Annotated in this window: 18 protein-coding genes; 10 read left to right on the forward strand and 8 right to left on the reverse strand. The window is 41.3% G+C overall.

Features of this window, described 5'->3' with window-relative positions; translation table 11 throughout:
• Window positions 1-403: 403 nt before the first annotated feature.
• Complete coding sequence (gene rpmE, locus A7967_RS14095; protein ID WP_054204885.1) at window positions 404-616, reverse strand: 50S ribosomal protein L31; 213 nt, start codon at window positions 614-616, stop codon at window positions 404-406.
• Window positions 617-850: 234 nt separating this feature from the next.
• On the opposite strand from rpmE, the gene priA reads away from it, so the two are divergent.
• From priA to A7967_RS14120, 5 genes are all read left to right on the forward strand, one after another.
• The gene (gene priA / locus A7967_RS14100) at window positions 851-3,037 is read left to right on the forward strand and encodes a primosomal protein N' (protein WP_064435814.1); all 2,187 of its coding nucleotides are present in this window, start codon (window positions 851-853) and stop codon (window positions 3,035-3,037) included.
• An 18-nt stretch (window positions 3,038-3,055) separates the two neighbouring features.
• The gene (locus A7967_RS14105) at window positions 3,056-3,586 is read left to right on the forward strand and encodes an SPOR domain-containing protein (RefSeq protein ID WP_054454770.1); all 531 of its coding nucleotides are present in this window, start codon (window positions 3,056-3,058) and stop codon (window positions 3,584-3,586) included.
• Window positions 3,587-3,666: 80 nt separating this feature from the next.
• Window positions 3,667-4,185 carry an ATP-dependent protease subunit HslV gene (hslV, locus tag A7967_RS14110; RefSeq protein ID WP_054204888.1) on the forward strand — a complete coding sequence of 173 codons (519 nt, stop codon included), beginning with the start codon at window positions 3,667-3,669 and terminating at the stop codon, window positions 4,183-4,185.
• A gap of 11 nt (window positions 4,186-4,196) precedes the next feature.
• The gene (hslU, locus tag A7967_RS14115; RefSeq protein WP_054204889.1) at window positions 4,197-5,525 is read left to right on the forward strand and encodes an ATP-dependent protease ATPase subunit HslU; all 1,329 of its coding nucleotides are present in this window, start codon (window positions 4,197-4,199) and stop codon (window positions 5,523-5,525) included.
• Between the two features lie 70 nt (window positions 5,526-5,595).
• Window positions 5,596-5,970 carry a gamma-butyrobetaine hydroxylase family protein gene (locus tag A7967_RS14120; RefSeq protein WP_054204890.1) on the forward strand — a complete coding sequence of 125 codons (375 nt, stop codon included), beginning with the start codon at window positions 5,596-5,598 and terminating at the stop codon, window positions 5,968-5,970.
• Between the two features lie 291 nt (window positions 5,971-6,261).
• On the opposite strand, the gene A7967_RS14125 is transcribed toward A7967_RS14120, so the two are convergent.
• From A7967_RS14125 to A7967_RS14140, 4 genes are all read right to left on the reverse strand, one after another.
• Window positions 6,262-6,711 (reverse strand): hypothetical protein, encoded by a 450-nt coding sequence (locus A7967_RS14125; RefSeq protein ID WP_244507105.1) that lies wholly within the window; start codon window positions 6,709-6,711, stop codon window positions 6,262-6,264.
• Between the two features lie 554 nt (window positions 6,712-7,265).
• Entirely contained in the window at window positions 7,266-9,146 is a 1,881-nt protein-coding gene (locus tag A7967_RS14130) for a methyl-accepting chemotaxis protein (RefSeq protein WP_054204892.1), read from the reverse strand.
• A gap of 122 nt (window positions 9,147-9,268) precedes the next feature.
• Window positions 9,269-10,297, reverse strand: a complete 1,029-nt coding sequence (locus A7967_RS14135; protein ID WP_054204893.1) for an MJ1255/VC2487 family glycosyltransferase — start codon at window positions 10,295-10,297, stop codon at window positions 9,269-9,271.
• Window positions 10,294-10,827: a phosphatase PAP2 family protein gene (locus tag A7967_RS14140; protein WP_054204894.1), complete on the reverse strand. Its 534-nt coding sequence runs from the start codon at window positions 10,825-10,827 to the stop codon at window positions 10,294-10,296. Before A7967_RS14140 ends, A7967_RS14135 begins: the two co-directional genes overlap by 4 nt.
• A gap of 215 nt (window positions 10,828-11,042) precedes the next feature.
• On the opposite strand from A7967_RS14140, the gene rraA reads away from it, so the two are divergent.
• Both rraA and A7967_RS14150 read left to right on the forward strand, forming a co-directional pair.
• The gene (gene rraA, locus A7967_RS14145; protein ID WP_054204895.1) at window positions 11,043-11,540 is read left to right on the forward strand and encodes a ribonuclease E activity regulator RraA; all 498 of its coding nucleotides are present in this window, start codon (window positions 11,043-11,045) and stop codon (window positions 11,538-11,540) included.
• Between the two features lie 2 nt (window positions 11,541-11,542).
• Window positions 11,543-12,601 (forward strand): formimidoylglutamase, encoded by a 1,059-nt coding sequence (locus tag A7967_RS14150; RefSeq protein ID WP_054204896.1) that lies wholly within the window; start codon window positions 11,543-11,545, stop codon window positions 12,599-12,601.
• On the opposite strand, the gene A7967_RS14155 is transcribed toward A7967_RS14150, so the two are convergent.
• Window positions 12,598-14,256, reverse strand: a complete 1,659-nt coding sequence (locus tag A7967_RS14155) for a GGDEF domain-containing phosphodiesterase (RefSeq protein ID WP_054204952.1) — start codon at window positions 14,254-14,256, stop codon at window positions 12,598-12,600. The genes A7967_RS14150 and A7967_RS14155 overlap by 4 nt on opposite strands.
• 130 nt (window positions 14,257-14,386) lie before the next feature.
• A complete protein-coding gene (gene hutI, locus A7967_RS14160; protein ID WP_054204897.1) occupies window positions 14,387-15,634 on the reverse strand; it encodes an imidazolonepropionase in 1,248 nt (415 codons plus the stop codon).
• A gap of 110 nt (window positions 15,635-15,744) precedes the next feature.
• Between hutI and hutC the strand changes: the two genes are divergently transcribed.
• From hutC to hutH, 3 genes are all read left to right on the forward strand, one after another.
• The gene (gene hutC / locus A7967_RS14165; RefSeq protein ID WP_054204898.1) at window positions 15,745-16,452 is read left to right on the forward strand and encodes a histidine utilization transcriptional repressor HutC; all 708 of its coding nucleotides are present in this window, start codon (window positions 15,745-15,747) and stop codon (window positions 16,450-16,452) included.
• An 81-nt stretch (window positions 16,453-16,533) separates the two neighbouring features.
• Window positions 16,534-18,207, forward strand: a complete 1,674-nt coding sequence (gene hutU, locus A7967_RS14170; protein ID WP_054204899.1) for a urocanate hydratase — start codon at window positions 16,534-16,536, stop codon at window positions 18,205-18,207.
• Window positions 18,208-18,209: 2 nt separating this feature from the next.
• Window positions 18,210-19,742 (forward strand): histidine ammonia-lyase, encoded by a 1,533-nt coding sequence (gene hutH / locus A7967_RS14175; RefSeq protein ID WP_054204900.1) that lies wholly within the window; start codon window positions 18,210-18,212, stop codon window positions 19,740-19,742.
• Here hutH and A7967_RS14180 read toward each other — a convergent pair.
• Window positions 19,739-20,509 (reverse strand): Rossmann-fold NAD(P)-binding domain-containing protein, encoded by a 771-nt coding sequence (locus A7967_RS14180; protein WP_054204901.1) that lies wholly within the window; start codon window positions 20,507-20,509, stop codon window positions 19,739-19,741. The two genes, hutH and A7967_RS14180, sit on opposite strands and share 4 nt — an antisense overlap.
• Between the last annotated feature and the right edge of the window lie 113 nt (window positions 20,510-20,622).

Genomic DNA, 20,622 nt, shown 5'->3' on the forward strand with positions numbered 1-20,622 from the left:
GGGTGAATTTAACCGCTGATACTTGGGCGTGTTGTCCTTTGTGGATTGAAATTTGTTCAATCTAGGGGCGATTTAATCGCGGCGCGAGGTTTGGAATCGAGTGGGCTAAGTAAAAACCGAGCAAAGCTTCCGCGTCCTGCTCACGCCCCTTGCCTACCCCCATGTAGGTAACAAAGAGTTAATCGCCCCAAGGAATAACTCTTTGGGCAGCGCATGTTTGGCATTTATACTGCGTTATCGCCTATTTGTGGGGAACACCACACTACTATAGGCGCTGCCTTGCTTAAATACCAAACAGTCTGCAAAATTAATCACGAAAGGTCACACGCCCTAACCAGTTTTAATTAAATTGCAGGCATAAAAAAAGCACCCTAAGGTGCTTTTTCCGACACAACAGCAATAATTACTTGCTGCTAAGTGCACCGAAACGCTTGTTAAAGCGATCAACACGGCCACCAGTGTCTAAAATCTTTTGCTTACCAGTGTAAAACGGGTGACACGCAGAACATACGTCTAGGTGAATGTCTTTACACAAAGTAGAACGAGTTTCGAACTTATTTCCGCATGAACAAGATGCTGAAATTACTTCGTACTTAGGGTGAATACCTTCTTTCATAGAAACCTCTAGTTAAGGCCGCATCGCTCTCCAAACCCGAAGTCTGGCACCATACGTCGTTAAAATCAAAATAATTAGGACGCGTATTCTAAGCAACAACCCTGCCTACGACAAGCTTTAAATACATTATTTGCTAATAATATAAACAAAAAAAATAAACAGCCTATTTGCTGGTAGGCTTTTTTCTGCAATTTTAGTACATTATCACTCTTACTTGCTTTTATTTGAGTTGTTATGAGTTTTGTTGAAGTTGCTATAAAGGTGCCATTACATCGCACCTTTGATTATCGCCTACCTGAGCAACTTGATGGGTTGAATTCACAGCTACATGTTGGCTCACGCGTATTAGTCCCTTTTGGTAATCAACGAAAGGTTGCGGTGGTTTTAGCACTTAAAGACACAACCGAGGTGCCTTTAAATAAAATAAAAAGTATTTTTGAAGTTATTGACGACGCGCCAATATTAACCACAAGCCACCTAGATCTATTACGATTTACTGCTCGTTATTATTGCTACCCACTAGGTGAAACAATCCATATAGCGTTGCCAAGTGCACTACGCCAAGGCCATTGCCCTGATAAAACGAGTATTTCTATGGTCGCGTTAACTGAAAAAGGTGCCAAACTTCCTTCGTTAAAAGCAAAAAGCCAATTAAATTTACTTAAACAATTAGCGCAATCAGGTAAATCATCCTTAACAGAATTAAAAGCGTTAGGGTTTAATAAAAAAACCATTGATAGTCTGATCAGCAAAGAGCTCATTAATCAAAGCATTGAGCACGACAACTTGTGGCAGCAGCAAGCACCAACAGTCGGTACTAAACCAACGCTGAATAAAGAACAAGCAGTCGCCTGCACAGCAATAAATCAAAGCACTGGCTTTAATAGTTTTTTACTTGAAGGCGTGACCGGCAGCGGGAAAACAGAGGTTTACCTACAGTGCCTTGAAGAGGTGTTAAAACGCGCAGAACAAGCACTCGTCTTAGTGCCTGAAATTGGCCTAACACCACAAACAGTCAACCGGTTTCGCCGTCGCTTTCCCGACACGCCTATTATGCTATGGCACTCAGCATTAACCGATAACGAACGCCTGCAAACCTGGCGGTTTTGTGAAAAAGCCAGCTGCGCAATCGTAATTGGTACTCGTTCGAGCATTTTTTTGCCTTTTTTAAAACTTGGGATGATCATTGTTGATGAAGAACATGATAGCTCTTTCAAGCAACAAGACACCTTACGCTATCACGCTCGTGATTTAGCCGCGTATCGCGCTTTTCAGCATAAGATACCGCTCATACTCGGCTCTGCTACGCCAGCTCTAGAAACATTGCATAAAGCGATTAATAATAAATATCAATTACTAAGCCTTACTCAGCGCGCACAAACCAGTACCGATAATAAATTTCAATTGCTTGATATGAAAGGCCAACCAGATCAAGCAGGCATTGCACATGCAAGCCTTGCAACCATTCGCCAACACTTAAAGCGCAACAAACAAGTCATGGTGTTTTTAAATCGCCGTGGTTTTTCGCCCACGCTAATCTGCCATGAATGTGGCTGGTTAAGTGAGTGCACGCGCTGTAGCACTAGCGCAACCTTTCATAAAGCAATTGGTCAGATGATTTGCCACCACTGCGGTGAACAACATCCAGTACCCCATCAATGCCCTGATTGCGGGAGTACACAAATATTCCCTAACGGTAAAGGCACTGAACAAATTGAAGAATTTTTAACAGGTGAATTTCCAGATACACCGATAAGCCGCATCGATCGCGATTCAACACGGCGAAAAGGCAGCCTAGAAAAAGCCCTTGATGAAATTAACTTAGGCGGCTCACGCATCTTGGTTGGTACACAAATGCTCGCTAAAGGGCATCATTTCCCGGATGTAAGCTTAGTGCTGATTTTAGACGTAGACAGCGGTTTATATTCCTGTGATTTTCGTGCTACAGAACATTTGGCACAGCTAGTTACCCAAGTAGCTGGGCGAGCTGGACGCAGCGGGGAGCCTGGGCAAGTATTACTACAAACTCATTTTCCTGAACACCCACTATTACAAGATTTGGTAAACAATGGTTATCAAGATTTTGCCCGCTTTGCGATACAAGAACGTGAGGACGCACTATTGCCCCCCATTACCAACATGGCAATTGTGCGAGCAGAAGGACACAGCATAAAACAAGTCGTCGATTTTTTAACAGATTTAGTTCCAGTGCATGGTCTAACTGGTATACAATTGCTAGGTCCAATTCCTGCTCCATTAGAGCGAGTAGCAGGTAAGTATCGTTTTCAATTACACATTCAAGCGCACGATCGCCCTCTTTTACACCAATATCTCGCGCAGATGGTCGATTATTTAAGCACCAGTAAATTAGCACAGAAGGTGCGCTGGAGCTTAGATGTAGACCCAATAGATATGATTTAAGGTAAGAAACAAAAAGCCATGGCACGACACGATTTTATCAATAAAGAACCAGGCAAACGTTCCAGTAAAAAACAAGCCCCACCAAAAAAGCCATTTCCAGTATTGTTAGTATTGCTAACTATGCTTCTTGTTGGTGGTTTTAGTTTTGGCCTGTGGTACGTAAAAAATAATGCAGATCCAAAACTTGTAGAGCAGCAGGCAAATCCAACGCAACCCACAGTAAAAGTTGAGCCCGCAAAACCGCGTCCGCCTGAGTTTATTAAAGAAATAAAAGAACACGAAATTCAAGTTGAAGTAAAAGAGCTTGAGCAAAAAGGTCCTTATGTCATGCAATGCGGATCTTTTAGAACCCATGGTCAAGCTGAAACCCTCAAAGCTAAAATTGCCTTTGCAGGTTTAATTGCTGAGATACGTGAAACCACTGGCACCAATGGTATTTGGTATAAAGTACGTTTAGGCCCCTATAAAACCAAGCGCTTAGCTGAAAGCGACAAAAACAAACTCAAGCGTAGCAAAATAACTGGCTGCGGAATTTGGCTTTGGACTTGAATTTAGCCCATTAACCCATATTAACTCATCATCAATCGCTTTTAACGAGTCGCCCCTGCGGCTCGATGATGAGGAATAACATGACCACTATTGTAAGTGTACGTCGCGGCGATAAAGTCGTCATTGGTGGCGATGGCCAAGTTTCGCTTGGCAACACCGTAATGAAGGGCAATGCCCGCAAAGTTCGACGCCTTTATAATGGCAAAGTGATCGCTGGTTTCGCTGGCGGCACTGCTGATGCCTTTACCCTATTCGAACGTTTTGAAAGCAAACTTGAAATGCACCAAGGTAACCTAACCAAAGCCGCAGTAGAAATGGCTAAAGATTGGCGAAGTGACCGCGCGCTGCGAAAATTAGAAGCCCTCCTTGCTGTTGCAGATTCAACCGCCTCACTGATCATTACAGGTAACGGTGATGTAGTGCAGCCAGAAAATGACTTAATAGCAATCGGCAGCGGTGGTAATTTTGCTCAATCCGCCGCCACCGCATTATTAGAAAACACCGATTTAAGTGCCCATGAAATTGTAGAAAAAAGCCTAACAATTGCCGGCAATATCTGTGTATTCACAAATAACTTCCAAACCATCGAAGAATTGTAATAGGAACTGCTATGTCTGCTATGACTCCCAGAGAAATCGTCCATGAACTTGACCAACATATCATTGGCCAAGCAAAAGCAAAAAAAGCCGTGTCTATTGCACTTCGTAATCGCTGGCGCCGCATGCAATTAAATGAAGATTTGCGTGCTGAAGTAACACCAAAAAATATTTTACTTATCGGCCCAACCGGCGTAGGTAAAACTGAAATAGCACGTCGCTTAGCTAAACTTGCCAACGCACCTTTTATTAAAGTGGAAGCAACGAAGTTCACTGAAGTGGGCTACGTAGGTAAAGAAGTAGAAACGATTATTCGTGACTTAGTTGACGTATCAATCAAAATGACACGTGAACAACAAACCAAAAAATTTAAGCACCGCGCTGAAGAAGCCGCAGAAGAACGCATTTTAGATGCCCTACTGCCACCGGCAAAAGATTCATTTGGTGAAAACCAGCGTGATGAAGGCTCGTCGACTCGTCAAGTTTTTCGCAAAAAATTACGTGAAGGTCAGTTAGATGACAAAGAAATCGATATTGATGTAGCGCAAGCACAGCCCAATGTTGAAATCATGGCACCTCCTGGTATGGAAGAAATGACCAATCAATTGCAAGGCATGTTCCAAAATATGTCGGGCGACAAGCGCACTAAACGCAAACTTAAAATTAAAGAAGCGTTTAAACTGTTAATTGAAGAAGAAGCTGCAAAATTAGTTAACCCTGAAGAGCTAAAAGAACAAGCTATTTTTGCCGCAGAGCAAAACGGCATTGTTTTCATCGATGAAATTGACAAGATTTGTAAGCGCGGTGACTCTTCAGGCCCTGACGTGAGCCGTGAAGGCGTGCAACGTGACTTACTGCCGCTAATTGAAGGTTCAACCGTTAGCACTAAGCACGGCATGGTTAAAACAGATCACATGTTATTTATTGCCTCAGGCGCATTCCAAATGTCTAAACCATCTGACATGATCCCAGAGCTGCAAGGTCGCCTACCTATTCGCGTTGAACTTGAAGCGCTCACCGCTGATGACTTTAAACGCATTCTAACAGAGCCACACGCATCGCTTACTGAGCAACAGCGTGAGCTACTTAAAACTGAGCAAGTTACAGTAGAGTTTAGCGACGACGCAATAGAGCGCATAGCTAAAGCCGCATGGCAAGTAAATGAGAAAACCGAAAATATCGGCGCTCGCCGCCTACACACTGTGATGGAAAAGTTAATGGAAGAAATTTCATACGACGCATCAGAGCAGGCCGGTACAAGCATTGTTATTGATGCCGCATATGTTGAAAAACACCTAGGCGCATTGGTTGAAGATGAAGACTTAAGTCGCTTTATTCTTTAATTTCCTCTCTTATTTTAAGATATACTTTAAAGCCTCCAGTTGGAGGCTTTTTATTTACGCGAGTTTAGCCATGAAACAAGTCACTAAAGTTCATTATCACAGTGTTAGTAAAAACCTTGATGTTTATTTTGACGATAACAGCCATTGTACTTTTAGCTGTGAGTTTTTACGTGTTCACTCCCCTTCAGCAGAAGTGCAAGGCCACGGCAACGAACCGATGAAACTCGTACTTAATAAGCAATCCGTCGGTATTAAACACATAGAACCCGTAGGCCACTACGCACTGCGCTTAGACTTTGACGATGGCCACAACAGCGGCTTATTCAGCTGGGCATACTTCAGCCACTTACAAGCCCAACATGATGAATTATGGCAAACCTACCAACAACGCATCGCAGAGCATCAAGCTAGCAAAGACAGCGTACCGATAAAGTTTATGCCTTAATGAGCTCTAAGTTTTAAGTGGTAAGTTTTAAGCTGCTCGGCGTTAAAGTTAACTATGTGGTTCTGGTTGAGTGCAACGAAGATAATCAGAAGGCGCTAGGTAGCTAGATTCTAGGTTTTCATAAGCTCTAAAATAGTCTGGACAAGTTTTAGATTAATAAGCTTCAATCAAATCTGACAGTCGAGCTTGTACTGCGGTATCAAATGATTAACGCCCATATAATAAAAAATATCAATTGACTAAAATAAGTGCAGAAGAAGCAAAAACCAACTGTTATCTGCCCTTTTTTAATTACTTTGTTAGCTTTACGATTTTTATGATTTTGTTTTCTTTGATTGTTGGTAAGTAGCTAACTTTTAAGCAGCCACCATTTTTTACAACTTTACCAGGTAACTCTTTTTCATAGAAAAAAGGTGTTTTTGTGTAACTATTAAATGAAAACTCAACCCCTTCAACTTCGAATGTAGCTGTTTGCCTCTTAACCTTGTCTAACCTATAGTTTTGAATGCAGCCTGATACAACTGAAAAATCTCCCGCATCGATCTGCTTTTTAATCTCGCGGTCTCGTTTCAACTCTGAGTATGTTACAAACAGTCCGATGAAAAAAATGAACCCGATAATTGTTAAAAGCCAATTGCGAGAAATATTTACTAAACTCGTTGCAAGGTCTGAAACAGCCGAAAACCTGATCAAAATAGCAAACAAAAATAACACGGGGAACATCCACAAAAAGTAATCCACGCTGGGCTCTATTTTAATTTCAAAATAAGGACTCAAAATTTACCTAATACTATAAATAACGAGTCTGTAGATTAACTCGTTTTTAATTTATTGTTATTGATGGCATAACCATAGCTGAGTTGCTATTTTGATTCAATCGCTTAGTAATACTCGTGTTAGATTATCGATTATTTAAACATGCCAATACTAATTAAGCGCTAAGTTTCCCCTCATTTACTTCTCATTCCCTTCTCTTTGTGCAAAAGATCTTTAACTGAATTATTCACAAGGAAGTTAAGTAACTAGAGCCTGAGATTGGCGTAGGTCGTGCTTTAGCGCGTCAATTCCAATGGTTAATTGATTTTCGCCATAAATGACGACCTACAGGATGAATAATTAGGCTTTGTGGCTAATGGATTCAGCTCAATAAATCTGTTGTTTTTTCCTCATTTAATTACCCAAACAAAAAAGCCATAAGCTCAAAGCAACTCAAGGCTGCTTAAAACTTATGGCTTATAACTTATAACTTATAACTTATAACTGACGGCTGACGGCTGACGGCTGACGGCTGACGGCTAAACCTTAAACTTATCAATCGCTTTATGAAGTACACGTGCTTGTTCAGATACTTCTTCACTTGTTTGTGCATTGGTCACTGAATGGGCCGATGCATCTTCAGCAATATCACGTATCCGTACCACGTTTTTATTTACTTCTGAGGCGACTTGGCTTTGCTCATCAATTGCCGTTGCTATATGCGTACTCATATCCATAATCGTTTGTACATCTTCAGTAATCGAGCTCAGTAACTCACCCGCTTTAGTCGCTTGTGCTGCGCTTTCTCCACCTTGTGTACGACATTGTTGCATGATGCTAACCACTTCTTGAGTGCGCTCTTGTAACGTTGAAATAATACTTTCTATTTCTTGCGTTGAGCTTTGAGTACGTTGCGCCAACGAACGAACTTCATCTGCAACTACAGCAAAGCCTCGCCCTTGCTCACCCGCACGAGCAGCCTCAATTGCGGCATTTAATGCCAATAGATTAGTTTGCTCAGCTATCGCTCGAATTACATCAAGTACAGACCCTATAGTCTCACCATCTTTTTCAAGCTGTGATACAACACTAGAGGCTTTACCTAAAGATTCAGATAATTGATTAATATGATTAACTGTTGATTCAACTTCACGGCGGCCTTGCTGAGCACTCACATTCGTTGATTCAGCTTTTTTAGCTGCGGCTTCTGTATTATGTGAAATATCTTGAATGGTTGCCTGCATTTCAGTTGCAGCGGTTGCCACCATATCAGCTTCATGAAGTTGTTCTTGCATACCTGAACTTGTTGCCGCAGTTGTTTCTGATAAATGCTCTGTTGCTACATTAAGCGTTTTTAGCGCCGTATTAACTTCATAAATAAGTTTTTTAAAGTCGCTAATCAAACTATTAAAGTCAATTGTCATCGTGGTTACTTCATCCTTTCCTATCTGCTCAATAGTAAGGCTTAAATCATTGTTACGACGAATCTCATTAATTGTATGATAAACCCGTTCAATGGGAATAATGATAGATTTGCTTGTAAAGTAAACGAGCGCCATTACGATTATACTGGCAAAAATAAATATAATAATTGCAAACATCTGCGCATCACTGGCTTGTTTTTCAACTTGCAGCTTTATATCGCTGGTAATTTTAGAGACAACCGCATCACTTTCTTTTACGCTTGACTTCATTTTACCTAATGCACCTGAATTTAAATCAAGGCCTAAAGCAACTTGCGCTTTAACTAGTGCATCAAACTTAGTTTGGTAACTACCAAGTAAGTTTATTAGCTGACTTTGGTAACCACTATCAAAGCCTGCTTGAGCTATTTTTTTATTCAGTAACTCAGTAATATCATTAAACTTATCAAGATACTTAATATCAAAGCGTAGCATAAAGTCTTTTTCTGAACGGCGCAGCTGCAACATTAGCGAAAGAAGTTCGTAGTTTTCACGCTCTTTCAATAGCGTCTCTACTTGATGCACGGCACCGCGCAACTCACCATAAAGGGCATCTTTTGGGTGTAAACCAATTTCTCTTTGTAACACTACAACTGTATTAAAATCTTGGTAATATCGCTCAGCTAATATTTTAAATTGATCGACTTCTTTATTTGGTACACCTAACTCATCAGTAACGGCTTTAAGCTTTGATATCTTAGCTTCAAGTTGTTGGTATTCATTTTCGAATAGCGCCAAGTCCTCCTCTTGCTTATAGAATAAAAAGTTCTTCTCAAACTTTCTCATAGATAGTTCGTGGATATCTAGCTCTTCAGCGTATTGAATTGTTTCATTTAACTTAAGCATAATGCGTGCTTCATAAATGATAACAAATAACATTACGATCATAGCTAAACCAACGACTACCGCATTGAATTGCAAGCGACGTTTAATCGTCAAATTTTGAAGTAAACTCATTAACAACAGCCCTTAAATTAGTCTCACCATATAGTATAGTTAAATAATATTTTCTTCGCGCATATTATCTAACAATTTATAGATAATTTAAGTCAGTTGCCTTATTTAAGCACCAAAAGTCCTCAACTGACTCCTGACCACAATGATCTATGAAGTTGGTGTGTACTTCCCCACTGCCGAGCCGTTAACCACTCAATCAACGGTTGCGGATCGCTTGGGAAATTAATTAACCTTTTGCTTTCACTATTAATCCAATCATCTAATGCATAAGGATTTAAATACCTCATTACATGAGCCGCTTTCATAGCAAGTAACGTTTGTGCATTCGCATCTTGCTCAAATTGACCAGCTAATGGCTTTAACAATAATTTTTTACCTAATTTAAGCGCTTCACTTGACAGTTCAAAACCAGCATTAGCAATTACGCCACTTGCGTTAGCTAAATCGTTTAAAAACCCCTGGCGTGATAACCCTCTCAAATGAATGTGAGAGCAAGACTCATTGCTTGCATTGGGGTGGTAACAGTAAAATTCTTTTTCAGGAAAATCTTTTAGATAATCGACCACGCTAGTCAGATTTTCAAAAGGTAAATACACCAACACTTTATTATCGACACTTACAGGATTTTCATGAGGATGATTAGCAATAAAAGGTGGAATAATATTATCGGCAAATGGCTGCCAATGGACCCCTAAGTAAATATCTGCTGGGGCATAACACTTAATTAATGAACGATGGAATAGCCCGTGTCTAAACATTGGCACCTTTGGTGATAAAAAGGCAGCTTGATGACTCATGCCAATAACAGGTACGCCTTGGCGCTTTGCAGCCCAAGCAGTGATAGGTTCAAAATCATTAAAAACAAAATCATAACCAGATAAGTCCAACTGCTTTATATCAGACAACAATTTACACATTCGCGCATTTTTAATTGTACGATAACTATTTATTTGGCCATTTTGTGTTGAGAAAGATAACCCGCGAAAGCTGCGATAGTTAGTGAATGCCTCCATATCAAAATAATTTTCCTGAGCTCGTCCTGAAAAAACATAATCAACGTCAATATTCATACTACTAAATGCGTTTGCCATCACGCGAGCTCGTGTTATGTGGCCGTTTCCAGTTCCCTGAATACCGTACAATACCCTCATAAATAACCCACCACTAGTATGGCTGCCAAACCACAACTTGAACCTATTAACCCTCCCAGTACAACATCGGCAGGAAAATGAACACCTAGCACAACTCGGGATGCAGCAACGCCTACCGCCCATAAAAACCACACAACGCTTAATTGTGGAAAATATTGAGCAAGAATTATTGCCACTAAAAAAGCCCCCGCACTATGGCCTGATGGCAAACTAAATTTGTCACCCGGCACAATATACGCGCCTTTCACTAAGCAATCACAAGGACGTACGCGTGCAAACCCATTTTTAGCGATATAGTAAATAGGACGCTCGATTAAAAAGCCCAGTAATAAAGTAACCGCCAACAGCTCTTGTTCGCTACCTAGCCAGCTAACAGCAAAAGCGATAACAAGATACAAGCCTCCGTTGCCACTTTTAGATAACCCTAATGCGGAATTTTTTAGCCATAAAGGGGAATTACCATTAAACAGCTTAAGAAATAAATTTTCATCCAGCTGCGCAACCTTCTTTAATATATTGTACTCACTCATTGCTTGCTCCTTTTTCATGCAAACCTGTGCACAATTTCAGCATAGGTGCTAGAAATAACAATTAGGTGAAAGTTTTAAGACACTAATATTGCTTTTACTGTTTTAGCGCATTATTTGTTTAAAAAGAGCGCTATTTACTGGTATTAAGTCGTTGTTATTGCGTTTCAGCAAGGTATACTGAAGTACAAGCTAACGTATCTTTAGAGGATAATAAAATGGATTACAGCACTTCAGATTTATGCGATCACTTTGCCGACGTGGTCGACGTGCTCGAACCTATGTTCATCAATTTTGGTGGCCGTCATAGCTTTGGTGGTCGCATCAAAACAGCTAAATGTTTTGAAAATAATGAACTGATCCGTGAGATACTCTCTCAAGAAGGCGAAGATCGCATATTGCTCATTGACGGTGGTGGTTCTACACGTCGGGCACTTATTGATATAGAGCTGGCAGAGTTAGCCACAGAAAATAACTGGCAAGGTATTGTTGTCTATGGTGCAGTGCGCCATGTTGACGAACTTGAAGAGATTAATTTAGGTATTCAAGCAATTGCATCTATCCCTGTCGCTGCTGATAGCGAAGGCGCTGGCGAAGATGGCATTGGCGTTAATTTCGCTGGCGTGTCTTTTTTCGATGATGATTATGTTTATGCAGATAGCACTGGTATTATTTTATCTGGTGAAGAACTTGAACTGGAAATCATAGAAGACTAAAAGTGACAGCCTACTTAAATATCTACGATGAAGCGACTGTTAAACCTTGGTGCAACAGTCGTGCAAATGAAAAAAAAGCATGGCAGTCAATCGCCCTCCTCGACACCCATGTTGACCCATTACAAGCGATGCAAGATGCCGCCCAATTTGGTATTCGTTATGTGCTCATTGGCATTTGTGAAGATATCGGCCCTCGCGCTAATGTAGGTAATGGTGGTGCGCAAGATGGCTGGCAAGCATTTGTTAAACGTTTCTTAAACCAACCCGACAACCAATTTTTAGCCAGTGATAAGGTATTACTTTTAGGCGAAGTTGATGTTGCCGATTTAACCCTTGCTGCATCAAGTTTAAGCAATCAACACCCAAGGCAACTTGAGCAATTACGTGACTTATGTGCCCAACTTGATCAGCGTGTTGAGCAAGTTTTAAGTTTAATATTTACAGCAGGTTTAGAGCCAATTGTTATTGGCGGTGGTCATAATAATTGCCTGGGTATTATTCGCGCATTAAGTAAACATAAAAATAACCCTATTAATGCGATTAATTTTGATCCTCATGCTGATTTTCGCGATTGCGAAGGTCGTCATAGTGGTAATGGCTTTCGTTATGCTTATCATGAAAAACTCTTAAATAATTATCATATTATTGGTATGCACGAGCTAAAAAACAATCAAGCAATTATTGATGCTTTAGCTGCTGCCAACTTTAACTATGATAGCTATCAGTCACTGCAAGTAAGACGTGAAAAAACACTTAGCGATGCATGCCAACAAGCTTTGCAAAACTTAACTGATGCACCACTTGGTGTTGAAGTCGACCTTGATAGCATTTCATTAATGCCCGTCAGCGCGTATACCAATTGCGGTTTTAGTGTTAGCGACGCAGAACATTTTGTGCATTTAGCTGCTAGTCAAACAAATAGTCACTATTTACATCTATGTGAAGCAGCACCAAACCAGCACCCTAGTGGATTGCAAGCAGGTATTAACGATGCCGGACAAATCATTTGTGCACTAGCTAATGCGTATTTACAAGCGCGGGAAAATGTAAAAAGCGTTTAATGCTCAAGCTGCCATTGCTTTAACCATGTAATCATCCCTACACTGCTTAGCGGATGACTAAAGTAATAGCCTTGTGCAGCGTAAGCATTTAAACTTTTCACAAAATTGAGCTGCTCAATCGTTTCTACCCCTTCGCAAATCACTTTGGCATTCTGTTTATTATGCATTTCGACCATACCGCCAACTAAACTGCGAATATGACCTTGATGACTAAAGTCGGCAGTCAATGCTGGTGCAACCTTTACATACTCCACCGCTAAATTTGGTAATTTAGCTAACCAAACCGGGCTATCACCTAAACCATCAACGCATACCTTAATTCCAATACTATTAAGGCGTGCAACCATTGCTTTACCTTGATCATCTAAACTCATAAATAAATTTAACGGGCATTCAATTATCAAATCCCCAGGCTGAAGCTGGTGCTCAGTAAAAACATCATCAATAAAATCAATAAACTCTTCATTAAGCATTTCCGAACCAAACACGTTTATGCTCAAGGGTATCCTAATACCCTCCACACGCAGTGCCATTGCCAATTCTGCCGCACGTTCAATCACAAATGTAGCAAGTGGGAAAGCAAGCCCTGCTATACGTATGTCATCAATAAAACGGTGTGCTGATAGTATCCCTTGCTTTGGGTGTTGCCAGCGTAGTAACAGCTCTAAGAACTCAATTTTTTCATCTGTATTTCTTATCACTGGCTGAAAATAGAGCTCAAGCTCTCGTGCAAAGTCTATATTAGTCAACTCTTTTAAGCGCGCCTGCTGCTCTAGCTGCTCTATTTTCATTTGTTGGTGATAAGCAACTACCTGCTGTGGTTCTACACTATCAAGCGCTAAGTAACCACATGAGATAAGATTATCAAAACTACCTTCCTGTTCATCACAATCTACATAACTCGCACGTGCCTTCACTTCAATTGTACAATTTGCGACATTGAAAGGCTTTAGAGTCGCACCTAATATTTGACTAATTAGCTGTTCATGCAGGTGCTTTTGCTGCTCCAAATTACATATAAATGCGAAATTTAACCCACCTAAATGTGCTAACTTTTGGTCCCCACCTAAACTAACAACTTCATCCATATTCAAAAACTCTTTAATACGGTTTGCCGATTGAGCTAATAATAAATCCCCAAAATCTCGTCCTATATGTTGATTTACTTCTTTAAACCCTTCTAAGCGAATAATTATTAATACACCGCGATAATGCTGTGGCTCACGCCACGCATAATAACTATTACGTAATTGCTTACAACTAGGAAGACTCATTAACGGGGATGCTGCAGCAAAGCCTTCTTGCTCTAAGCTTTGTGTTTCGGTGCTGTGCGGTTCTAAATCTTGCTCATCAAAATAGCCAGATGCTGCCAGTATAATACTTGCCAATGTGACTAAAAATAAGGGTATGCCTAAAAGCAAATTAGCAGCAAATAATATTATATATATTATTGCTGCGCAGTAACTTAGCGTGAGTAACGTTGAGTTATTTTGTTTAGATGCTTGCCATAAGTGAAGGCAAATGCTCAATGCTAACAACAATTCTAAATAAGGAAATGCAGCACTTAATATCGCTAGCGAAATAACCCCGTTGAGTATATAGCTAAATCGCAACTGCGATTTATTAACTACACACAAAGCGCAAACCATCGCCATCAATACCATACCGGCTAAAAAAACGGGTAACTGTGTATTGTTTAAAAAAGCGCTCCTTGCTGCGTATTCAAATCCAGTATTTGTTAATAGCGCAATTAAAGACATTGAGTAAGTACAACATTAAAATAGACTAATTAAGTCTACCCAATATCCACAGATTTAACAGTTTATTTACGCCTAATTGATAACTTAATTGCGCTGGGTGAGAAATTTGCCAATGTGCAATGTCAGCTCGTAGCCCTATTTTTAATTCACCACGGTCTTTTAAACCAAGTGCTTTAGCTCCATTGCACGTCACTCCAGCTAAAGTTTCCTCTGGCGTTAAACGAAATAATGTACACCCCATATTCATCATTAATTGCAAAGAACACAAGGGTGAGGTGCCCGGGTTAAAGTCTGTTGAAATAGCCATTGGTACATTGTATTGCTTTAATAACTCAATTGGCGGCTGCTTAGTTTCACGTAAAAAATAAAATGCGCCGGGTAATAAAACAGCCACAGTACCCGCTGCGGCCATAGCCTTTACTCCCGCTTCATCTAAATGCTCTATATGATCTGCCGATAAACCTTTAAATTCAGCAACAAGCTCTGTGCCATGTTGGTTAGATAACTGCTCGGCATGGCATTTTACAGGCAAACTATGTTTTTTTGCGGCTGTAAACACGCGACGTGTTTGCTCATTACTAAAACCAACATTTTCACAAAATACATCAACCGCATCAGCTAAATTAGCTGCAACAATCTGATCTAACATTTCGTTACACACCAAATCAATATACTCATCACTACGACCTTTATACTCAGGTGGTAATGCATGTGCCCCTAAAAAAGTGGTTTTTACATCAACGGGATGATTTTCACCAAGTAGGCGCGCTACTTCGAGAATTTTTACTTCATTTTCGCAGTCAAGTCCGTAGCCCGACTTGATTTCAATCGTAGTTACACCTTCAGCATAGAGTGCATTGAGGCGATCTTTCGCCAGCACAAATAACGCTTCATGGTCAGCCTCTCGTGTTGCCCTTACAGTGCTGGCAATACCACCACCTTGCGCGGCAATTTGCTCGTAACTAACACCTTGCAAACGCTGTTCGAACTCTTCAGCCCGTGAGCCAGCAAAGACTAAGTGAGTATGACAATCTATTAAACCGGGTGTTAGCCACTGCCCTTTAGCAGACACTGTCGGTGTAGCTAACACATCAAATGTTGGTAAGTCACTTTGCTTACCAAGCCATGCGATATGACCATCTTTAACCGCCAGCGCCGCATTTTCAATTGCACCATACGGTGCATCAATATTGCTATCCATAGTGGCTATATTGGCATCAGTGATCAGTAAGTCCCAGTCATTGCTGTTATCTGTCGCGGTTAATGTGGTCATATCGGTTCCTAAAATTCTTTTTTATTAGTCTAGCAAGCCATCTTGTATATACAAGATAAATATGTCATCTTATAGTTAATAGGTAATTTAAAAAGATTGTAAAAACTCTAATGACGACACCTAAATTCGCACAAATAAAGCAGTTTATTGTTGATAATATTCGATCCGGCGCATGGCAAGAAAACCAACGCGTGCCTTCAGAAAACGAATTAGCTGAACAATTTAGTGTCAGTCGGATGACAGCACGCCGAGCATTGAGTGAACTTACAGAAGCGGATATCCTCACTCGTAGCCAAGGTTTAGGTACGTTTGTTGCCAGCTTTAAATCACAATCATCATTGCTTGAAATTAAAAATATTGCAGATGAAGTTAAAGCCCGCAGCGGTAATTACAGTTGCACTGTGTTAGTACTTGAATCTATCAGCGCCGTTGCACCTATTGCCATTGCTTTAGGTGTTGAAGTAGATAGCCTAGTGTATCGCAGTGTATTGGTGCACAACGAAAATGATCAGCCGCTGCAAGTAGAAGAACGCTTTGTTAATCCTGCTTTGGCAAAAAGTTACCTACAACAAAATTTTACCGTATTAACGCCGCACGAATATTTATCGAGCGTTGCGCCGTTAACAGAAGCTCGCCACACAGTGGAAGCGATAATGCCCAACAGCGAAATGTGCCAATGGCTAAACTTATATCATGAAGAACCTTGCTTACAGGTTATACGCCGTACGTGGTCATCATCAGGCATTGTTAGCTTTGCACGTTTAGTGTCACCAGGGAGTAAATATCGCTTAGGTGGCCATTTAACATTTAAAAAATAAAATAATACACGAATCAAAAAGATGCGCTTAATTGCGTATTTTTTAAAACAAAATCAGTTGTATATACAACAGGAGTACTCCATGAACAACAGACTTGATGAATCTCGCGTTATCCGCGCGCCACATGGCGATAAGATCAGCGCTAAAAGCTGGCTCACAGAAGCCGCTAAGCGCATGTTAATGAACAACTTAGATCCAGAGGTTGCTGAGCACCCGCACTCGTTAGTGGTATACGGTGGCATTGGCCGAGCAGCGCGCGATTGGCCTTGTTTCGATAAAATAATCGAAACCCTCGACAGACTCGAAGACGACGAAACGTTACTCGTGCAATCAGGTAAACCAGTTGGGGTATTCAAAACTCACAGTAATGCACCACGGGTTTTAATTGCAAACTCAAACTTAGTGCCGCATTGGGCTAATTGGGAGCATTTTAACGAACTCGATAAACTTGGTTTGATGATGTACGGTCAAATGACTGCGGGCTCGTGGATTTACATAGGCTCACAGGGTATTGTACAAGGTACATACGAAACCTTTGTAGCGATGGCAAAACAACACTTTAATGGTAATGCCGCTGGAAAGTGGGTACTTACCGGTGGTTTAGGTGGCATGGGTGGTGCACAACCTCTTGCTGCAACCATGGCAGGATTTAGTGCTTTAGTTATCGAATGTGACGAAACTCGCATCGATTTTAGAATAAAAACCCGTTATGTTGATGTTAAAGCGACTGACTTAGATCATGCTCTTGAACTTATCAACGCTGCTTGCGCCAAAGGTGAAGCACTATCTGTTGGTTTACTCGGTAACGCCGCTGACGTATTTAGTGAATTAGTTAAGCGTGGTATTACCCCTGATGTTGTAACCGATCAAACCTCAGCTCACGACCCACTCAATGGTTACTTACCACAAGGTTGGAGCATGGACCATGCTGCAAAAATGCGTGAGCAAGAACCACAAGCCGTGGTTAAAGCTGCAAAGCAATCTATGGCGGTGCAAGTAACTGCTATGTTGGCATTACAGCAAGCAGGCGCGGCAACCACTGATTATGGTAATAACATTCGCCAGATGGCGTTTGAAGAAGGCGTGACAAATGCCTTTGATTTCCCAGGTTTTGTGCCCGCTTATATTCGCCCATTATTTTGTGAAGGCATTGGCCCATTCCGCTGGGTTGCACTCTCTGGTGATCCAGAGGATATTTACAAAACTGATGCAAAAGTAAAAGAACTTATCCCAGACGATAAGCACTTACACAATTGGCTTGATATGGCCCGTGAGCGTATTCAATTTCAAGGCTTACCCGCGCGTATTTGCTGGGTTGGGCTAAAAGACAGAGCGCGTTTAGCTCTGGCGTTTAATGAAATGGTTAAAAATGGCGAACTAAAAGCACCGGTTGTAATTGGTCGCGACCATTTAGACTCAGGCTCGGTGGCCAGTCCAAACCGTGAAACCGAAGCAATGAAAGACGGCTCAGATGCTGTATCAGATTGGCCATTACTTAACGCATTGCTGAATACTGCAGGCGGTGCAACGTGGGTTTCTTTGCATCACGGTGGCGGGGTTGGTATGGGCTTTAGCCAGCATTCTGGTGTGGTTATTGTTGCCGATGGTACTGACGAAGCAGCTGCACGTATTGGCCGTGTATTATGGAACGACCCTGCAACAGGCGTAATGCGCCATGCTGATGCAGGTTACGATATTGCAATTAACTGTGCTACCGAGCAAGGCCTCGATCTACCAATGTTAAATAAGGAATAATCATGTTTGAACTTACTCTCACACCTGGCCAACTTGATTTAGCGACACTACGCCAAATTAATGTATCGCCAGTAAAATTGACGCTTGCCCAAGATAGCGAAATTAAAATCGCTGCCAGCGCACAAACTGTTCAAGACGTGATTGATCAACATCGTACTGTGTATGGTATCAATACCGGTTTTGGCTTACTCGCTAATACCAAAATTGCCGAACATGAATTAGAGCTGTTACAGCGCTCAATTGTGCTTTCGCATGCTGCCGGCATTGGTGCCTACATGGATGACAGTACCGTAAGATTAATGATGGTACTGAAAATTAATTCATTATCTCGTGGTTTTTCAGGCATTCGCTTAAAAGTCATTGAGTTTTTTATGCAATTGCTTGAAGCACAAGTTTACCCTTGCGTACCAAAAAAAGGTTCGGTGGGTGCATCAGGTGATTTAGCGCCATTGTCACACATGTGCTTACCACTGCTTGGTGAAGGCGAAATGCGCTACCAAGGTAAACTAATTAGCGCTGTTGAAGGCCTTAAAATTGCCAACCTGGAGCCACTGACTTTAGCCGCAAAAGAAGGTTTAGCACTATTAAATGGCACTCAAGCTTCAACTGCATTTGCATTACAAGGTTTATTTCGTGCTGAGGATTTATATGCGCAAAGCTGTGCGATTGGCTCTATCAGCATTGAAGCCGCAATGGGCAGTCGTTCACCATTTGATGCGCGCATCCATGATATACGTGGCCAACGTGGGCAAATAGATACCGCTGCAATTTTCCGCGAGATGTTAAGTGAGCAATCACAGATCAGTGAGGCCCATGTTGATTGTGAAAAAGTACAAGACCCATATTGCCTACGCTGCCAACCACAAGTACTCGGCGCATGTTTAACGCAGATTCGCCAAGCCGCTGAAGTATTATTGTGTGAATCAAATGGAGTGACTGATAATCCACTGGTATTTGCAGATGTGGGCGATATTATCTCTGGTGGTAACTTCCACGCAGAACCAGTCGCAATGGCAGCTGATAACTTAGCATTAGCGATTGCCGAAATAGGTGCACTCGCTGAGCGCCGTATCGCGTTATTAATTGATTCAAACCTATCAAAATTGCCACCTTTCTTAGTTGAAAACGGCGGTGTTAACTCTGGCTTTATGATTGCGCAAGTTACAGCTGCAGCATTAGCATCAGAAAACAAGTCACTGGCACATCCAGCGTCAGTCGATAGTTTACCTACTTCAGCAAACCAAGAAGATCATGTGTCGATGGCAACTTTTGCGGCGCGCCGTCTAGGTGAAATGGCCGACAACACGCAAGGCGTACTGGCAATTGAATGGCTGGCATCAGCACAAGGCTTAGAGTTTAGAAAACCATTACTCGCATCTGAAAAAGTTGAACAAGCCAAAGCAACTCTGCGCACAAAAGTTAGCTACTACGACAAAGACCGTTATTTCGGCCCCGATATCGAAGCAGCTAACTTGTTATTACAACAAGGCGAGCTGTGTAATTTATTACCTAAAGGCGTATTACCATCGTTTTAAATATCAAACTGGTAGTTAAAACCAAGTGATTCAATAGCCGAACCATCAATGATGCGTTCGGCACTTTCGTCACTAATAAAGGTAGGCGTCTGAGTACCATATTGCTGGCATTTTTGTTGATAATAATCTGCTTTTGTAGGGTGAGCAGGATTGACTACATTATAAATTGGCGCTGCAATTTGCCATTTATCCAACACGCTAATAATCGCATTAATCACATCTTGCTGCTGCACCATATTAACGCTTTGTCTACTTGAGCTTTGTAGTTCTTTACCAGCCACAAAACGACCAGGCTCTCGATCTGGCCCGATCAAACCACCTAATCTAAGTACTTTTCCGCCCGCATTTAAAACACACTGCTCAGCCTCAAGTAACGGTTGCTGGCGTGGGCTAGTTACTACGATCGGGCTTTGCTCATCATAAATTAAGTTATCTGGCCCATACACTGCCGTTGATGAGCATAATAAAAAACCTTTCGCATTCATATTACCAGCAAGTTCAATCGCTAACTTTAAAGTCTCTAAATAATGGCTATCAGCCTGACGACTACGGGGGGGTATAGCACACACCCACCAAGCATCTTGTAAATCGAGTTGATGACTTAACTGATTATTTTCAAACACCAATCGGCGCTGAAATGCATGTTGATGTTCAATACCACGATGGGTTCCTTGCACATCCCAGCCTTGTGCTAGTTGCTGCAAGCATAAAGGGTGCCCAAGCCAACCTGCACCTAATACAATTAAACGTTCTTTTATTGTACCCATTTTGTAACATCGTCCTTACAATTTAATAAAATGTTATTCATTTGTCTTACCTCACAATATGGAGATTAGGACTAATATATGATTAGATAAGCTTGCTTACTCTACTAAATAAT

This window comes from Pseudoalteromonas neustonica, from assembly GCF_001653135.1.
Classification (GTDB): domain Bacteria; phylum Pseudomonadota; class Gammaproteobacteria; order Enterobacterales; family Alteromonadaceae; genus Pseudoalteromonas; species Pseudoalteromonas neustonica.

Excerpts from the sequence above, each read along its gene's own strand:
- A7967_RS14180 (WP_054204901.1), bottom strand. The coding sequence starts at position 20,509 with ATGGGTACAATAAAAGAACGTTTAATTGTATTAGGTGCAGGTTGGCTT.
- A7967_RS14130 (WP_054204892.1), bottom strand. The coding sequence starts at position 9,146 with ATGAGTTTACTTCAAAATTTGACGATTAAACGTCGCTTGCAATTCAAT.
- A7967_RS14140 (WP_054204894.1), bottom strand. The coding sequence starts at position 10,827 with ATGAGTGAGTACAATATATTAAAGAAGGTTGCGCAGCTGGATGAAAAT.
- A7967_RS14120 (WP_054204890.1), top strand. The coding sequence starts at position 5,596 with ATGAAACAAGTCACTAAAGTTCATTATCACAGTGTTAGTAAAAACCTT.
- hutI (WP_054204897.1), bottom strand. The coding sequence starts at position 15,634 with ATGACCACATTAACCGCGACAGATAACAGCAATGACTGGGACTTACTG.
- A7967_RS14105 (WP_054454770.1), top strand. The coding sequence starts at position 3,056 with ATGGCACGACACGATTTTATCAATAAAGAACCAGGCAAACGTTCCAGT.
- rpmE (WP_054204885.1), bottom strand. The coding sequence starts at position 616 with ATGAAAGAAGGTATTCACCCTAAGTACGAAGTAATTTCAGCATCTTGT.
- hslV (WP_054204888.1), top strand. The coding sequence starts at position 3,667 with ATGACCACTATTGTAAGTGTACGTCGCGGCGATAAAGTCGTCATTGGT.
- hutH (WP_054204900.1), top strand. The coding sequence starts at position 18,210 with ATGTTTGAACTTACTCTCACACCTGGCCAACTTGATTTAGCGACACTA.
- A7967_RS14155 (WP_054204952.1), bottom strand. The coding sequence starts at position 14,256 with ATGGCGATGGTTTGCGCTTTGTGTGTAGTTAATAAATCGCAGTTGCGA.
- hslU (WP_054204889.1), top strand. The coding sequence starts at position 4,197 with ATGTCTGCTATGACTCCCAGAGAAATCGTCCATGAACTTGACCAACAT.
- priA (WP_064435814.1), top strand. The coding sequence starts at position 851 with ATGAGTTTTGTTGAAGTTGCTATAAAGGTGCCATTACATCGCACCTTT.
- rraA (WP_054204895.1), top strand. The coding sequence starts at position 11,043 with ATGGATTACAGCACTTCAGATTTATGCGATCACTTTGCCGACGTGGTC.
- hutC (WP_054204898.1), top strand. The coding sequence starts at position 15,745 with ATGACGACACCTAAATTCGCACAAATAAAGCAGTTTATTGTTGATAAT.
- A7967_RS14135 (WP_054204893.1), bottom strand. The coding sequence starts at position 10,297 with ATGAGGGTATTGTACGGTATTCAGGGAACTGGAAACGGCCACATAACA.
- hutU (WP_054204899.1), top strand. The coding sequence starts at position 16,534 with ATGAACAACAGACTTGATGAATCTCGCGTTATCCGCGCGCCACATGGC.